At 50.8% G+C, this 16,289-nt stretch carries 13 protein-coding genes; 9 read left to right on the top strand and 4 right to left on the bottom strand.

Going from position 1 to position 16,289, the window contains the following annotated elements; all coding sequences use genetic code 11:
- Positions 1 to 170: 170 nt before the first annotated feature.
- Both pyrD and R5268_RS02795 read left to right on the top strand, forming a co-directional pair.
- The gene (gene pyrD / locus R5268_RS02800; protein ID WP_317418722.1) at positions 171 to 1,181 is read left to right on the top strand and encodes a quinone-dependent dihydroorotate dehydrogenase; all 1,011 of its coding nucleotides are present in this window, start codon (positions 171 to 173) and stop codon (positions 1,179 to 1,181) included.
- A 187-nt stretch (positions 1,182 to 1,368) separates the two neighbouring features.
- Positions 1,369 to 1,914 (top strand): cell division protein ZapC, encoded by a 546-nt coding sequence (locus tag R5268_RS02795; protein WP_046893867.1) that lies wholly within the window; start codon positions 1,369 to 1,371, stop codon positions 1,912 to 1,914.
- A 214-nt stretch (positions 1,915 to 2,128) separates the two neighbouring features.
- Here the strand turns inward: R5268_RS02795 and R5268_RS02790 are convergent, their stop codons facing one another.
- Complete coding sequence (locus tag R5268_RS02790) at positions 2,129 to 3,199, bottom strand: MOSC domain-containing protein (RefSeq protein ID WP_410795819.1); 1,071 nt, start codon at positions 3,197 to 3,199, stop codon at positions 2,129 to 2,131.
- 196 nt (positions 3,200 to 3,395) lie between these two features.
- Here R5268_RS02790 and rlmKL point away from each other — a divergent pair, with 196 nt between their 5' ends.
- From rlmKL to rmf, 6 genes are all read left to right on the top strand, one after another.
- Positions 3,396 to 5,510: a bifunctional 23S rRNA (guanine(2069)-N(7))-methyltransferase RlmK/23S rRNA (guanine(2445)-N(2))-methyltransferase RlmL gene (rlmKL, locus tag R5268_RS02785; RefSeq protein WP_317418782.1), complete on the top strand. Its 2,115-nt coding sequence runs from the start codon at positions 3,396 to 3,398 to the stop codon at positions 5,508 to 5,510.
- Between the two features lie 8 nt (positions 5,511 to 5,518).
- Entirely contained in the window at positions 5,519 to 7,438 is a 1,920-nt protein-coding gene (locus R5268_RS02780; protein WP_317418724.1) for an ABC transporter ATP-binding protein, read from the top strand.
- Between the two features lie 33 nt (positions 7,439 to 7,471).
- Positions 7,472 to 8,749 carry a membrane integrity-associated transporter subunit PqiA gene (gene pqiA, locus R5268_RS02775; protein ID WP_218455295.1) on the top strand — a complete coding sequence of 426 codons (1,278 nt, stop codon included), beginning with the start codon at positions 7,472 to 7,474 and terminating at the stop codon, positions 8,747 to 8,749.
- Complete coding sequence (gene pqiB / locus R5268_RS02770) at positions 8,739 to 10,388, top strand: intermembrane transport protein PqiB (RefSeq protein WP_182104910.1); 1,650 nt, start codon at positions 8,739 to 8,741, stop codon at positions 10,386 to 10,388. Before pqiA ends, pqiB begins: the two co-directional genes overlap by 11 nt.
- Before the next feature lies 1 nt (position 10,389).
- Entirely contained in the window at positions 10,390 to 10,980 is a 591-nt protein-coding gene (gene pqiC, locus R5268_RS02765) for a membrane integrity-associated transporter subunit PqiC (RefSeq protein WP_046893873.1), read from the top strand.
- A 347-nt stretch (positions 10,981 to 11,327) separates the two neighbouring features.
- A complete protein-coding gene (gene rmf, locus R5268_RS02760; protein WP_015422581.1) occupies positions 11,328 to 11,495 on the top strand; it encodes a ribosome modulation factor in 168 nt (55 codons plus the stop codon).
- A 234-nt stretch (positions 11,496 to 11,729) separates the two neighbouring features.
- On the opposite strand, the gene fabA is transcribed toward rmf, so the two are convergent.
- The gene (gene fabA, locus R5268_RS02755; RefSeq protein ID WP_107678256.1) at positions 11,730 to 12,248 is read right to left on the bottom strand and encodes a bifunctional 3-hydroxydecanoyl-ACP dehydratase/trans-2-decenoyl-ACP isomerase; all 519 of its coding nucleotides are present in this window, start codon (positions 12,246 to 12,248) and stop codon (positions 11,730 to 11,732) included.
- An 86-nt stretch (positions 12,249 to 12,334) separates the two neighbouring features.
- A complete protein-coding gene (locus R5268_RS02750) occupies positions 12,335 to 14,080 on the bottom strand; it encodes a Lon protease family protein (protein ID WP_046893907.1) in 1,746 nt (581 codons plus the stop codon).
- A 261-nt stretch (positions 14,081 to 14,341) separates the two neighbouring features.
- Between R5268_RS02750 and matP the strand changes: the two genes are divergently transcribed.
- The gene (gene matP, locus R5268_RS02745) at positions 14,342 to 14,800 is read left to right on the top strand and encodes a macrodomain Ter protein MatP (protein WP_182104912.1); all 459 of its coding nucleotides are present in this window, start codon (positions 14,342 to 14,344) and stop codon (positions 14,798 to 14,800) included.
- A 75-nt stretch (positions 14,801 to 14,875) separates the two neighbouring features.
- Here matP and ompA read toward each other — a convergent pair whose 3' ends face one another.
- Complete coding sequence (ompA, locus tag R5268_RS02740; protein WP_046893876.1) at positions 14,876 to 15,952, bottom strand: porin OmpA; 1,077 nt, start codon at positions 15,950 to 15,952, stop codon at positions 14,876 to 14,878.
- Positions 15,953 to 16,289: the final 337 nt, after the last annotated feature.

The raw sequence follows: 16,289 nt of genomic DNA, 5'->3' as shown, positions 1-16,289 counted from the left end.
ATTTACTGCGTAAAAAAGCCGTGCAGAACGGACGCATTTCACCTATTATAGCCGCCTGAGATAGGCTCCCGCTGTTTCAGCTATGATTCACGACCTATTTTGTTACAGAGAAATTGCCCGGTACGGCGTGTTGTGCCGAAAACACATATCTATAGCAAAAGGTATTTAAGATGTATTATCCGCTAGTCAGGAAGGCCCTGTTCCGCCTTGATCCGGAACGCGCCCACGAGTTCACCTTTCACCAGCTTAAACGTCTTTCCCGCTCTCCTTTCCGTTTTCTTATTCAGCAGCATGTCGCCACCAAACCCGTTCAGTGCATGGGACTCTCATTTAAAAACCCGCTCGGATTAGCCGCCGGTCTTGATAAAGATGGTGAATGTATTGAAGTGTTCGATGCAATGGGTTTTGGTTTTGTTGAGGTCGGTACGGTCACACCAAAACCACAGCCGGGGAATGATAAACCACGTCTGTTCCGTATTGTGGAAGCTGAGGGGTTAATTAACCGGATGGGATTTAATAATCTCGGGGTTGATAACCTGGTTGAGAATATTAAACAGGCCCGTTTCGGGGGCATCCTGGGCATTAATATCGGTAAAAATAAAGATACGCCGGTTGAGCAGGGTAAAGATGACTATCTGATTTGTATGGATAAAGTATATACCCACGCCGGGTATATCGCAGTTAATATCTCATCACCGAATACACCGGGATTACGGACACTGCAATACGGCGATATGCTGGATGATCTGTTGTCAGCAATAAAAATAAAGCAGCAGGAGTTGCATCAGAAGCACGGAAAATATGTGCCGGTCGCGGTAAAAATTGCCCCTGATTTAACAGAAGAAGAATTAATTCAGGTTGCTGACAGCCTGGTTCGTCATAATATTGATGGTGTGATTGCCACGAATACCACATTGGATCGCTCATTAGTGCAGGGATTAAATCACTGTAATGAAACCGGCGGATTAAGCGGTCGTCCGGTACAGAATAAGAGCACCGAAATTATTCGTTTATTATCGAAAGAGCTTAACGGTAAATTACCGGTTATCGGTGTCGGCGGAATTGATTCCCTCGTTGCTGCCCGGGAAAAAATGGAAGCGGGTGCATCATTAATCCAAATCTATTCAGGATTTATCTACCACGGGCCCAAATTAATTAAAAATATTGTAAATTACCTGTAATTTTCACTATTATTCCTGTCAGGGGGTTTATTTTTCCCCCTGTTTCTTCTATATTTTCAGATGTTGCCTGAGAAATTGTCACCGGCAGGCAATGCACGTTAAAGCAAAAAATCATTTTTAATTATTTTATTTAATGTGTAGTGAAAATATGAATCGCTAATCAGGTATTAGCCGGGAATGTGATCAGATGAAAATAAAACCTGACGATCAATGGCAGTGGTATTACGATGATACGCATGAGCGTATTATGCTGGATCTTGCCAACGGAATGGTATTCCGCTCCCATTTTGCACCACGCCTGCTGGCACCGTATGCCCGGTGTCACAGCCCGTTTTCTGTTGATGATGCCGCGTTATTTTTTATCTTTGAAGAACAGATTAAAAAATTAAATATTCCGGCACAGCAGTGTGCTGAATTAACACTGAATGCGTTAATTGCGTCGCGTTTTTTAAAGCCGCAAATGCCGAAGAGCTGGTATTTTTCATTGTTTTGCGCAATGACGAAACCGGAACAAGGGCAGCTGGTTGAAGTGGTGGCGGATAACAACCGTCAGCGCAGTAACTTTATTGTGGCGGAAGCAGGGGACAGTGCCAGTTTATGTCTGCTGGTTGATCCGGTACTTGAATTACACGATCGGAACATGTGTTTTTGTGATCCGATAAAGATCATGAATGATCGTTTATTACCGAGAACCCCGGTAACACGGAGTTTATTAATGGGCAGAGCAGTTTGATCCTGCCACGGTAAATGATCATTATCAGGATCGGTTGACGTTATATAACTCCCGGATGATCCTTATTATTAATACGTGATCGATTCAGTCACCGGACGTTATAAACAGATTACGCCAAAAAAATACCCCCGGTGGTTTATCTGCCGGGGGTATTTTTTACCGGTTATCTGTGACGGCCGGTTATCTGTGGCGGTCGGTTATCCGTGACGGTCGGTTATCCGTGACGAATAGTAATATTGGTTTTCGGAATGCAACTGCACGCCAGAATCTCCCCGTTCTCTTTTACCGCTCCTGCTTTCAGCGGCGTAACCTCACCGGAGACCAGCGTGACCCTGCAGCAGCCGCAGACACCGGCACGGCATGAATAAGGGATACTGACCTGATGACCTTCCAGCTGCTCCAGCAGGACATGCTGATTATTCACCGGATATAATTTTCCGTTAAACGTCAGTTCAAGCTCAGCTTCCGGTTGTGCGGGAACGGCCTGTACTTTCTCAACGTCCTGTTCCTGATACTGACGCGGTTCCTGTGTTTCCAGGATGGTTACCGTATCACCTGTCTGAATCACCCCGGTATTGCGGGCAATGGCATTCATACCGAAATCGACATCATCATTATCCGCGGCCTTCCGGAAGGTTTGCAGGGTATGGAACGGTTCCATTTCCGGATGTTTAATCCCTTTATCGGTACTGACGGTAGTGAGAATGCAGCGGCTGCACGGCTTTTTCAGATCAAACACCACATCGCCGACCTGAATGGTTTTCCAGCGATCTTCCGCAAATGCTTCTGCGCCGGTGACAATAATGTTGCCGCGGAACTGCTCAATTTTAATACCGGCACCGCAGCGGCGCTGTACCTCGCGGAAAGAGGCTTCGTTAACCACCAGGTAAGGATAACCGTCGGCAAACGACACCGCCGTATCCGGGAATTTTTTCACCCGGCGGGTGGACTGCGGGCTGAGCCAGCGCAACTGTACCGGGATATCAAAGAACTGACACAGCCACTGATTGATTTTTTCCGGTGCGAGCAGCGAGGTGAAATGATTTCCCCAGACTTCGCACGGCAGGTGATCGGGACGGAAATCCTCAAACAAAATGGTGGCACTGCTGCCGTCAGGGCTGCGCAGGCAGATCCCGTTACTCAGCAGTACCGGGGTAAACAGCACCATCTGCGGATAACGGCGGGCGGTGATAAATTTTCCGGTTTCATCCGTTATCATAAAATTGCGGTCAAAGCTCAGACCAGTTTCCCCGGCATGGCTTTGTGACTGGCGGATGCCCTTCATTGACTTCACAGGAAAGGTATATAAACGGGAAAGTGTGATAGGTGTTGTCGTCATTGTTATCCGTTCTTTTCGTTATTATCAGTAATACCACAATGGCATCCCGGTTTATCCGGAAAAAGGTGAGCGTCAATTTTATGATTTACCGCCCGGATCCGCTATAATGCGCTCCAATTTTTTATTTCAACGGTAAACCATGATGAACGCGTATTTTGCCAGCACCGCCCGCGGGCTCGAAGAACTCTTAAAAAATGAATTAGCGACACTGGGCGCTGAGGATCTCAGTATTACGCAGGGTGGCGTTCACTTCCGGGCGCAGCCGCGTACGATGTACACGTGTCTGATGTGGAGTCGTCTGGCATCCCGTATTTTATTACCGCTGAATGAGTTTAATGTCTATAGTGACATGGATCTTTATCTCGCGGTGCAGTCCATTGACTGGCCTTCAGTATTCTCCGCTGACAAGACATTTGCCGTGCATTTCAACGGTACCAATGATGAGATCCGCAACAGTCAGTACGGCGCACTGAAAGTCAAAGATGCTATCGTTGACAGCTTTACCCGCAAAACCGGCACGCGTCCGGATGTGGCAAAACAGCAGCCGGATATCCGCATCAACGTCTATCTCAATAAAGAGAAAGTCTCGCTGGCGATCGATCTGAGCGGGGATTCCCTGCATATCCGCGGTTACCGCGAACTCGCCGGTCAGGCGCCGCTGAAAGAGAACCTGGCGGCGGCGATTATTCTGCGCTCCGGCTGGCAGAAAGAGACACCGATGGTCGATCCGATGTGCGGCTCAGGAACCCTGCTGATTGAGGCGGCAATGATAGCCTCCGATTGTGCGCCGGGCCTGAACCGTCACCACTGGGGCTTTGAAGCCTGGGGCAACCATGACAGAGCAGTCTGGGAATCTGTCCGTGCCGAAGCACGCGAACGCGCCAATGCCGGCCTGGTCAGTGCAACCGCCCGTTTCTTCGGTTCTGATACTGATAAACGTGTGCTGGATATGGCCCGCGCTAACGCCCGCCGCGCCGGTGTCGATAAACTGATCACTTTCCAGCAGAAAGATGCCACCAAACTGGAAAATCCGCTGCCGGACGGCCCGAAAGGCACCATTATTTCCAACCCTCCGTACGGCGAGCGTCTGGAGAGTGAACCGGCTCTGATTGCCCTGCACAGTGTGTTCGGCCGGGTGGTGAAAACCCGTTTCCCGGGCTGGCGTCTGTCATTATTCAGTGCCTCTCCGGAACTGCTCAGCAGCCTGCAACTGCGTGCAGAACGTGAATTTAAGGCGAAAAACGGCCCGCTGGACTGTGTGCAGAAAAACTATCAGTTAAGTGAAACACCACCGGCAACAGCGCAGGATATCGGGGCGGATTTCGCTAACCGTCTGCGCAAGAATGAAAAGAAATTAGCAAAATGGGCGAAGCAGGAAGGCGTTGACTGTTATCGCCTTTATGATGCCGATCTGCCTGAGTATAATGTCGCGGTTGACCGTTATGCGGATTATGTGGTGGTGCAGGAATATGCGCCGCCGAAAACGGTTGATCCGAACAAAGCACGTCAGCGCCTGTTTGATGTGATCAGCGCGACACTGGCCGTGCTGGAGTTACCGGCGCACAAGCTGATTCTGAAAACCCGCCAGCGCCAGAAAGGCAAACAGCAGTATGAAAAACTGGCGGAGAAGCAGAACAGCTTTCTGGTGAAAGAGTATAACGCACAGTTATGGGTTAACCTGACTGATTACCTGGATACCGGCCTGTTCCTTGATCACCGTCTTGCCCGCAAAATGCTGGGACAGATGAGCAAAGGCAAAGACTTCCTCAATCTGTTTGCCTACACCGGCTCGGCAACGGTTCACGCCGGTCTCGGCGGTGCGCGCACCACTACGTCTGTGGATATGTCACGTACCTATCTGGAGTGGGCGGAGCGCAATCTGCAGAGCAACGGCCTGAGCGGCAGACAGCACCGCTTAATTCAGGCTGATTGCCTGAGCTGGCTGGCACAGACACCGGAACAGTTTGATCTGATCTTTATCGATCCGCCGACGTTCTCCAACTCCAAACGGATGGAGGACACCTTTGATGTGCAGCGTGATCACATCGACCTGATGAAACATCTGAAACGTATGCTGCGCCGCGGCGGCACCCTGATGTTCTCCAACAACAAACGCGGCTTTAAATTAGATCAGGACGGTATGGATGCACTGGGGCTGGTTGCTCAGGAAATCACCGCCAAAACACAGTCACAGGATTTTGCCCGTAACCGTCAGATCCATAACTGCTGGCTTATCCGCCATGCAGGCGAGGAATAACAGAAATTATGTCGTTGATTAATATGGCGGGCGCCTGGCTCGCATTCAGTGATGCTCCGCTGCTGGAAAATGCGGAGATGCATATCGAAGAAAATGAGCGTGTCTGTCTGGTCGGCCGCAACGGCGCGGGGAAATCCACGCTGATGCGGGTACTGACCAAAGAACAGCCGCTGGATGATGGTACGGTTATTTATGAGCAGGATCTGATTGTTGCCCGTCTGCAGCAGGACCCGCCGCGTGACGTGGAAGGCACTGTATTTGACTTTGTCGCCGAAGGGGTGGCAGAGCAGGCTCAGCATATCAAAGCATATCATCAGATCTCAAAACTGGTGGAAAGTGATCCGAGTGATAAAAATCTGTCAAAAATGGCAGAATTACAGGAGATCCTGGACACACAAAACTTATGGCTTCTCGACAGCCGGATCGCCGATGTGATTGCCCATCTGGAATTACCGGCGGATGAAAAACTGTCCGCACTTTCCGGCGGCTGGCTGCGTAAGGCAGCACTCGGACGCGCACTGGTCAGCGGGCCGAAAGTACTGTTTCTGGATGAACCGACCAACCACCTGGATATCGAAACTATCCAGTGGCTGGAAGGGTTTCTGAAAAATTTCAGCGGCAGTATCGTCTTTATTTCCCATGACCGTTCATTCATCCGCAATATGGCGACACGGATTATCGATCTGGATCGCGGAAAATTAGCCTCCTGGCCGGGCAGCTATGATGATTATCTGGTGGCCAAAGAGGAAGCGCTGCGCGTCGAAGAGATGCAGAACGCGGAATTCGACCGTAAACTGGCGCAGGAAGAAGTGTGGATACGTCAGGGTATCAAAGCCCGCCGTACCCGCAACGAAGGACGCGTCCGCGCCCTGAAAGCACTGCGCAATGAACGTGCGGAACGCCGCGAAGTGATGGGCAAAGCGAAAATGCAGGTGGAAGAGGCGACCCGCTCCGGCAAAATCGTCTTTGAAATTGATGATATCAGCTATGGTATTGACGGTAAGAATCTGGTCAGCCATTTCAGTGCTCAGGTGAACCGGGGAGACAAAATTGCTCTCGTCGGCCCGAACGGCTGCGGTAAAACCACACTGCTGAAACTGATGCTCGGCGATTTACAGCCGGACGACGGCAGTGTGCATATCGGTACCAAACTGGAAGTTGCCTATTTCGACCAGCACCGTGCGGCGCTGGATCCGGACAAAACGGTGATGGATAACCTGGCGGAAGGCAAACAGGAAGTGCTGGTTAACGGCAAACCGCGTCATGTACTCGGCTATCTGCAGGAGTTCCTGTTCCATCCGAAACGCGCGAGAACCCCGGTACGGGCACTGTCCGGCGGGGAGCGTAACCGTCTGCTGCTGGCCAGATTGTTCCTGAAACCGAGCAACCTGCTGATCCTCGATGAACCGACCAACGACCTTGATGTCGAAACACTGGAACTGCTGGAAGAGCTGGTGGATAACTATCAGGGCACTGTTCTGCTGGTCAGCCATGACCGTCAGTTTGTTGATAACTGTGTAACCGAATGCTGGATTTTTGAAGGCGACGGTAATATCGGACGTTATGTCGGCGGCTACTTTGATGCACAGCAGCAGCGCGCACAGGTTCAGTCGCTGAAAGCGCCGGCGGAAAAAACGGTAAAACCGCAGGCGGCGGAAGAAAAACGTAAAGATAACATTAAAAAAGCAAATACATCTGCAAAATTAAGTTATAAATTACAGCGGGAACTTGAACAATTACCGTCATTGCTGGAATCCCTCGATGAGGACATTCAGCAACTGCAAAGTCAGGTCAGTGCGCCTGATTTCTTTAATAAGCCGCATGATGAAACAGACAGCGTACTGAAACAGCTGGCAGAAAAAGAGCATGCGCTGGAAGAGGCGTTTGAGCGCTGGCAGACGCTGGAAGCAATGCAGAGCGGGAACTGATCCCGCCTGTGATTTTGGAGAAATAACGAAACAGTGTGCGCTCATCATTCACATGATTCAGTCACGGTGCTGTGTCCGCAGTGCGACCTCGTAGTGGAAATCCCGGAGCTGGAACGGGGAACCAAGGCAGAGTGTCCGCGCTGTCATACACACCTGGCCGCCCGCTGGCGTGAACCGCGCCGCCAGCCGCTGATGTATGCACTCAGCGGCCTGGTGATGTTTGTGCTCGCCGGGATGTTTCCGTTTGTCTCGATGAAAGTGGCGGGTATCGAAAGCGAAATCACGCTTTATCAGATACCGGCTGTGATGTTCGGGGATAACTACGGCGAACTGGCACTGTTTTTTATGGGATTTGTGCTGGCGGTTCCGGCATTCTGCCTGTTTGCCATTACATTACTGTGCAGCGGTATCCGCCTGCCGCGCCAGCTGGCCATTCCGGTCACGCGGTTGCTGTTCCGGCTGCGGGCCTGGTGTATGGCGGAGATTTTTCTTGCCGGTGTGCTGGTCAGTTTTGTCAAACTGATGGCTTACGGGGACATCGGGCTGGGTGTCAGTTTCCTGCCTTACTGTCTGTTCTGTGTGATGCAGGTGCGGGCATTCCAGTGCCTGGATAAACACTGGGTCTGGCAGCGCATTGCACCGCGTCCGCCGCTGCCGGTTGCGCTGGAAGCCGGAAAAGGCGGATTGTGTCAGGGTGTGCGGTTGTGCGGCACCTGCCAGGCGATTCTGCCGGCAGATATGCATCAGTGCCCGCGCTGCAGCAGCCGGGGTCATGCCCGCCGGCCAAACAGCTTACAACTGACCCTGGCACTGTTGTTTACCTCCGTGATTTTATATATTCCGGCAAATCTGCTGCCTATCATGATCACCGAATCGCTCGGCAGTGATTTCGGCTCGACCATTATGGCCGGGGTGATTCTCCTGTGGGGGGATGGCTCTTATCCGGTGGCGATGGTGATTTTTATCGCCAGTATTATGGTGCCGAGCCTGAAAATGCTGGCTATCGGCTGGCTGTGTCTGGATGCCAAAGGCCACGGCTGGCGTGATCCCGGCCGGATGCACTTTATTTATGAAATCGTGGAATTTGTCGGACGCTGGTCCATGATTGATGTGTTTGTGATAGCCGTACTGGCAGCACTGGTGCGGATGGGGCGTCTGATGAGCATCTATCCGGATATTGGTGTGATTTTATTTGCGATGGTGGTCATTCTGACAATGATTGCCGCCGAAATGTTCGACCCGCGTCTGACGTGGGATCGGCTTGAAAAAAAACGGGCGGAGAGTGCTAAGGAGCCTCAGGTTGAACGATAAAACTGATGATTTGACAGAAGCGAAGGTCAGCAAACTGAAAAGCTGGTCACCGGTCTGGATAATTCCCATCGTCACGGTACTGATTGGTGCCTGGATTCTTATCAGCCACTTTCGCGGACAGGGACCGGAAATTACCCTGATCACCTATAACGCCGAAGGGGTCGAAGCCGGTAAAACCAAAATTAAAAGCCGCAGCGTGGATGTCGGTGTGGTCGAAAGCGTTATGCTGGATCAGAGCTACAGCCGCGTGATTATCAAGGCGCGTCTGAATGCTGAGATGAAAGATGTTCTGCGTAAAGATACTGTTTTCTGGGTGGTGAAACCGACAGTCGGCCGTGAAGGTGTTTCCGGACTGGGAACACTGCTGTCAGGGGCTTATATCCAGGTACAGCCTGCCAATACCGGCGGCGAACGTCATGAATTTGAATTGCTCGACTCACCGCCGCTGGCCTCTCCGGATGCCAAAGGTATTCGCGTGATATTAACCAGTCAGCAGGCCGGACAGCTGAATCCGGGGGATGCGGTGCTGTTCCGCGGCTACCGTGTCGGTTCCGTGGAAACGGCAGAGTTTAATCTTGATGAACGCGAGATGCAGTATGAACTCTTTATCAACGCGCCTTATGACAAACTGGTGACCACTAACGCCCGCTTCTGGAAAGACAGCGGCATTGCCTTTGATATGTCCTCACAGGGCGTGAGTGTCCAGGTCGGTTCGCTCTCCACGCTGTTCAGCGGCGGTGTCAGCTTTGACGTACCGGAAGGCTGGCAGCCGGGTGAGGAAGTAAATCCGAAAACCCTGTTTAAGCTGTTTGATAATCAGAAGAGCACACAAAACTCACTGTATACCCAGTATAAAAGTTATCTGCTGTTCTTCTCTGACTCCGTACGCGGCCTGTCTCCGGGCGCGCCGGTGGAATTCCGTGGTATCCGTCTCGGGACAGTGGCACAGGTTCCGTTTTATGCCAAAGGGCTGGGACAGTCATTTGATCAGGATTTCCGTATCCCTGTACTGATCCATATCGAACCTGAGCGTTTTGAGAAAGACGTGGGTAAAAATTTCAAACTGACACAGGAACTGGAAACGGCATTACAGCAGGGCCTGCGGGCCTCACTGAAATCCGGCAATTTACTGACCGGGGCACTGTATGTCGACCTGGATTTCTATCCTGATCAGCCGGCCTGGAAAGCACCGATGACGGTTGCGGATTATGAAGTCCTGCCGACCACCAGCGGCGGCCTGGTGCAGTTGCAGCAGAAAGTGCTGGCAGCGCTGGATAAAATCAACGGTATGCCGATTGAACCGATGATGAAACAGGCGACGGAAACACTGCGCGCCAGCGAAAAAACCATCGCGGAAGCACAGAAAACGCTGTCTGAGCTGAATGTGCTGCTCGGCAGCAAAGAGTTCAAAGCTCTGCCGAAAGATATGCAGGCAACACTGCGTGAACTGAACCGCAGCATGCAGGGCATCCAGCCGGGCTCACCGGCGTACAATAAACTGGTGGATGATATGCAGCGCCTGGATCAGGTTCTGCGTGAGTTGCAGCCGGTATTGCGTACCCTGAATAATAAGAGCAACGCACTGGTCTTTGAAGCCGCGCCGCAGGCGGACCCGCAACCTAAGAAGGCGAAGAATTAAGATGAAAAAACTGACAAAAGCACTGGCATTTCTGGGCGTTTTTGTACTGGCGGGGTGCAGCAGCACCCCGGTAAAACAGTATTATCAGTTGCCGGTGGCGGCGGCTGCTGACAGCAGCAGTACGCAGACGGGCTTCCGCAGTACCGGCAGTGACAACCGCCATCCGCAGTTATGGATTCAGCGCATCACGCTCGGGGACGTTCTGGGAAATGCCGGGATTGTCTATCAGACCAGTGATGTGGAATACAACATCGGCAGCACCAACCTGTGGGCCGGGCCGCTGGAACAGCAGTTGCTGGAGGCGATGACAGCGCAGCTCAGCCAGGCACTGCCGGACCGGCTGGTCTCCGTACAGCCGCTGGAAACCAAACCGGATACCCTGACCGTTACGGTGACCGGGTTCCACGGCCGCTATGACGGCAAAGTGATTGTGGCGGGCAGCTGGATTTATACCCACGGAGATGCGGTGATCCGCCATCCGTTTAATCTGGTACTGGAACAGGCCGAAAACGGCTATCCGGCGCTGGTACGTACGCTGGGTGAGGGCTGGGCACAGGTATCACAGTCTGTGGCTGACGAATTGCGTAAGTAATCTGTTATTCACTCTCTGCACAGGTCGTGCAGAGAGTGAATTATCATCAAAATGACAAATTTGTGACACATGCCACATTACTCCGGTTAATCTGCTGATCGCAAAAATGATTTTTTTCCCGCCTGATAGATCCTTCTGACCGCCTTTACTGTCCGCAGAAAACTAATAATCTGATTACGCAGGTAAAATAACAGCCCTGTTTTTATTGTGTATTTTTATGCAAAGCGGGACTGACACGCCCTGAATCTTCTTTACTTGCAAACTCAGCCCCGAAAGCGTATTCCTGTTATGGGTTGAATGAAAATCAACCTGTTTACAGCACTGAATAACATGAGGGAAGTAACGGCATGAAAAGACAAAAGCGTGATCGTTTAGCCAGAGCATTAACCAAAGGTTATCAGGCGGGTATTTTAGGACGTTCTAAAGAGAGTTGCCCGTATCTTAAAATTGACGAACGTTCTCATTGGTTGGGAGGCTGGCGCGAGGCCATCGATAAAAGGGCGGTCATTGCGTAACCGGGTTTAAAGGATAAAAAACTGCATCGGTTACGATGCAGTTTCAGGTCGTTGACAAACCCGCAGGGGGTGGCGACGACCGACAGAGGTTGTAAAAATAAACCAGGAAAATCAATTTATTGATTTTCGGCTGATAACACAAAGCAGGAAAAACCACGTTTTATCCTGCTTTGTCAGCAATCTCAAACCTCCGCATGCGGAGGTTTTTTACGGATAACACCACGGAAAGAAAGATTAAAACGCGCTGGTGTCTTTGAAAAGACCCACTTTCAATTCTGATGCGGTGTAAATCAGTTTATCATCAACAAAGACTTCACCGTCACCGATACCCATGATCAGCTTACGGTTGATCACACGCTTGAGGTGGATGCGGTAGGTGACCTTTTTCGAAGTCGGCAGAACCTGGCCGGTAAATTTCACTTCACCCACGCCCAGTGCACGGCCTTTGCCTTCACCGCCCAGCCAGCCGAGATAGAAACCGACTAACTGCCACATGGCATCGAGACCCAGACAGCCCGGCATTACCGGGTCGTTGACGAAATGGCAACCGAAAAACCACAGCTCAGGTTTGATATCCAGCTCAGCTTCGATATAGCCTTTATCAAAATGACCACCGGTTTCGCTCATTTTAATGACGCGATCCATCATCAGCATATTGCCGGACGGCAGTGGTGGTCCGTTTTCACCAAAGAGTTCACCCCGTCCTGAGGCTTCAAGTTCTTGCTTTGTGTAGGATTCTTGTTTTGCGACCATAACTCAATCTTTGCCTTGTTTAACAGATAGGCTACACAATAGCTTACACTTGTACGCTGAACAAGTCCGATCAGATAAAAAATGTGCTATTTCCACCAGCGGGAAAACCACGAACTTCTCGGTTTATCCTGATTATTTGCCAGGAAAATCCGATCCTGAATTATAGCTAACAAGTGTTCTCCGGACGGATTACTTTCTTCTTCATAATACGGCATATTCATCAGGTGTGAGGCTGCCTGTGAAACATGAGCTGCCGTCCATATATGGAATTCACCCTGACGTACCGCATTAACCACATCATCTGCCAGCACCAGATGACGCTCATTTGAGGACGGGATAATCACACCCTGCTTACCGGTCAGCCCTCTGGCCTGACACAGACGGAAGAAGCCTTCGATTTTCTCATTCACGCCGCCGATGGCCTGCACAAACCCGAACTGATCGACAGAGCCGGTTACTGCAATCTGCTGGTCAACCGGCTGCCAGGAGAGGGCACTGATCAGCGCGCACAGTTCCGCCAGTGAGGCACTGTCACCATCCACTTCGCCATAGGATTGTTCAAACACCACGGAGGTGGAGAACGGGAACGGCTGCTCCAGTTTGAGTTCGGCAATCAGATAAGCCTGCATAATCATCATGCCTTTGGCGTGAATATTGCCGCCAAGCTCTGATTTACGTTCGACATCAACAAACTCACCATCACCGATATGTGCCACACAAGTGATACGCGAAGGTTCACCGGTCGCGTCCGGGTGTCCCGGATACTGGAGAACGGATAAACCGTTGATCTGGCCGACAGTACTGCCCTGGGTCTGGATATAAACCTGACCCTGAAGAATTTCATCCAGCCCGCGGTCGGCCAGATAGCCGTGCCGCCAGCTGCGGTTATCTTTAATTTTGCGCAGAGCTTCCGCGGTGATGGTCTCTGCGGGCAGCAGAGTCGCGGCATCGCGCAGCAGAGTCGTCAGCCATGTCAGGTCGAGCGGCAAGGCTTTTTTATCTTCCTGAAAACGCATGCCCTGACAGAGCAGCTCATACCAGCCGTCAGCACTGAGCGGCGGCAGCTGATTCTGTTTCAGCAGGCCGTTGATAAACTGACACCAGGTAGTCAGCTGATCCGTTTCTTCCAGCTGATAATCAAATTCATATTCACCATAAAGGGCTTCTTCGCTCAGTTCCGGTTCGGACAGCATAAACTCATCCAGGCTCAGGCGATCACCAACCACGATGACACGCAGGTCGAGCGGCATACTGTCAGCCGGGAACGGCAGCGGATGTTGTTCTGAGTGTGCAAGCCAGTCAAAGCGCTGTGCGCAGACCATCTGCTTTAAGCGCAGCCACATCAGCGGCTGTGCGAGCAGACTGCGCAGTGACATGATCAGAAAGCCGCCATTGACCTGATGAATAATGCCGGGCTGCAACTGAACGTGCTGGTGATGGGTATAGACCTGGCCGAACAATTGCTCAGGCTCTGTCCAGTCACAGACAGCAAACGGCTGTACAGCACTGAAATGGCCGTTATCCGCAGGGGTAAAGACAAACCTGTGATTATCAAAGTGGTATTCACCGCCCATGGTGTGTTTCTGCCGGACTTTGACTTCCGGCGGCAGTAACTGCGCTATCGTATCCAGATAGCACTCACTTTCGTCACTTTTCACCAGCATAAAACGGCGTTTTGCCGCCGGATGACTGAAAAGTGACAAACTTTCCTGTAAGCGCGGCTGCACGATATCCGCCTGCCGGGCAGGCAGTTCAGATGCGGTTTCCAGGAGGGTGCGGTAACTGTTTTCATCAGGCAGTAATGCCTGCCAGGTCAACTGTTTAATATTCACTCGGTATTGTCTGCTTTTTGATAATGTCGGATTTAATTGTTGCGGCAGGATCTGGTGCTCTCCGCAGTGTGCGGTTATCAGCACCGCCTTTGAATAGTAACGAAAATAGCGGGACATTGTAGCGCGTAAGCAGGCCGGATAGCTATCCTCGCGGCGTTTATTTTTACCCGTGCTGACAGGAAAGAATTGTGCCGGGGGGCGGTTTTTTACAGGGAATATTGCTATGCTTATGTCAGTGTTACCCTGTCACCGAGAAAAATCATGAAATATCAGCAACTAGAGAATCTTGAATGTGGCTGGAAGTGGGCTTATCTGGTCAAAAAATACCGTGAAGGTGAAGCGATTACCCGTTATACGGAAAAAAGCCGGGAAGAGGAGGTGGTGGCGCAGTTACTGAAACTGGAATCACATCCGGCGAAAGTCACCGGCTGGATACAAAAGCATATGTCTCCGGCACTGGTGAACAGAATGAGCCAGACTATCCGTGCGCGGCGCAAGCGTCATTTTAATGCTGAACAGCAGCATACCCGTAAAAAATCGGTTGATCTGGAATTTCTGGTCTGGCAGCGGTTGTCTGCCTTATCACAGCGGCGGGGCAGTACGCTGTCGGAAACGATTGTGCAGTTACTGGAAGATGCGGAGCGCAAAGAAAAGTACGCGACGAAGATGACATCGCTGAAAGAAGATTTGCAAAGCCTGCTGGGAACGGACAAAAAATAAACCCCATCCGGAGATGGGGTTTATATAATTCATTGCATTGTGCAAACGAATCGCATCATGCAACCGAATCAGAACTTACTGAGCAGGCTGAGAAACTTGTTCAGTTACACCCTGGATTTCGATTTCAACACGACGGTCTGGTGCCAGACATTCGATCAGAGCAGCGCGCTGTTTGATGTTGTCACATTTGTTGCCAGTGACAGGATCTTCTTTACCGCGGCCTTCTGCACGGATGCTGCCGGCAGGGATGCCTTTAGCTACCAGGTAATCTACAACGCTCTGTGCACGTTTCTGAGACAGTGGCAGGTTGTAGTTCTGTGAACCGATGCGGTCAGTGTAACCGATAACCAGGACGTTGCCCTGAGTCGGATCGATTGACGCCAGTTCGTTGAACAGCTGGTTCAGAGCTTCCTGACCTTCAGCTTTCAGAGTAGATTTGTTGAAGTTGAACAGAACGTCTGAACGCAGGGTGAAACGTTTGTTCTCAACAACTGGTGCAACAACCGGAGCTGGTTCTGCAACTGGTGCAGCAACTTCATCCTGGCCGAAACGGTAAGCAACACCAACGCTCAGCATGCCGTTATCCGGACGTGCCATAGTTGATTCAACATCACCGATGTTGTTGATCCACTGATACTCTAAACGAGCTGCGATATCACGGGTGATTGCATACTCAGTACCCAGTGCGAACAGCGGGGAAACACCGGTATCGTTGTCTTTATAACGAACACCGTTGTGAGATGCTGTTGCATCTGCGCGCCATACCATTGCACCCAGACGGGTATAAACGTCTAAGTCATCCATTACCGGATAGCTCAGTTTGGTAGTCAGCTGAACACCCTGTGCTTTGAATGCGCCGTTGTTACCGTCGCCTTTGTAAGGCATACGACCTAACCAGTCATAACCTAATTCAAAGCCCATGTACTGGTTATGCTGGAAACCAACATATGCACCAGCGCCGAGCTGATCTTTATGAGTAGGACCAGTATTACCTAAGTTTTCACCACCGAAAACGTTACCGGTACCGGTATTCTGATACTGGGACCAACCTAATTTACCACCGGCATACCAGGTATTGTCTTTTGGAGCTGCCTGCGCAACGCTTGCGAAAGCTGCCACTGCCACTGCTACTGCGATAGCTGTCTTTTTCATTTTACGCCTCGTTATCATCCAAATTGGCTCTGGCTTAAATAGCCTTATTTTTGCCTTTGGTTTTTAAAAATAGTCAGGGATTATGTGCACTATTTAGCAAATAGCTCCCAACAGGGAATTTTAAGCACTACCTTAACGGTGTAAAGTCTACAGCGAACTTTAAAAGTTACAAGCCTGTCCGGCAGAATTCGACTAAAAAAATGTAAAAAACTGTACTGATTCATAAACATACAAAATAGTCAATTTCTTTGGATATTTGACTTAACGCGTTGAAATAGTGCAATTTTATTAATGAAGCAGAGCAAATGATACGGGCTTGTAAAAAAGACTGAGAATA

Origin of the sequence: Morganella sp. BCCO 40_0007 (assembly GCF_032989665.1) — a bacterium.
GTDB classification, from domain to species: domain Bacteria; phylum Pseudomonadota; class Gammaproteobacteria; order Enterobacterales; family Enterobacteriaceae; genus Morganella; species Morganella sibonii.
This window is presented reverse-complemented; position numbering and strand designations above follow the sequence as displayed.

Coding starts and splice junctions, on each gene's coding strand:
- pyrD (WP_317418722.1), top strand. CDS start 171: ATGTATTATCCGCTAGTCAGGAAGGCCCTGTTCCGCCTTGATCCGGAA.
- R5268_RS02795 (WP_046893867.1), top strand. CDS start 1,369: ATGAAAATAAAACCTGACGATCAATGGCAGTGGTATTACGATGATACG.
- R5268_RS02790 (WP_410795819.1), bottom strand. CDS start 3,199: ATGAAGGGCATCCGCCAGTCACAAAGCCATGCCGGGGAAACTGGTCTG.
- rlmKL (WP_317418782.1), top strand. CDS start 3,396: ATGAACGCGTATTTTGCCAGCACCGCCCGCGGGCTCGAAGAACTCTTA.
- R5268_RS02780 (WP_317418724.1), top strand. CDS start 5,519: ATGTCGTTGATTAATATGGCGGGCGCCTGGCTCGCATTCAGTGATGCT.
- pqiC (WP_046893873.1), top strand. CDS start 10,390: ATGAAAAAACTGACAAAAGCACTGGCATTTCTGGGCGTTTTTGTACTG.
- rmf (WP_015422581.1), top strand. CDS start 11,328: ATGAAAAGACAAAAGCGTGATCGTTTAGCCAGAGCATTAACCAAAGGT.
- fabA (WP_107678256.1), bottom strand. CDS start 12,248: ATGGTCGCAAAACAAGAATCCTACACAAAGCAAGAACTTGAAGCCTCA.
- matP (WP_182104912.1), top strand. CDS start 14,342: ATGAAATATCAGCAACTAGAGAATCTTGAATGTGGCTGGAAGTGGGCT.
- ompA (WP_046893876.1), bottom strand. CDS start 15,952: ATGAAAAAGACAGCTATCGCAGTAGCAGTGGCAGTGGCAGCTTTCGCA.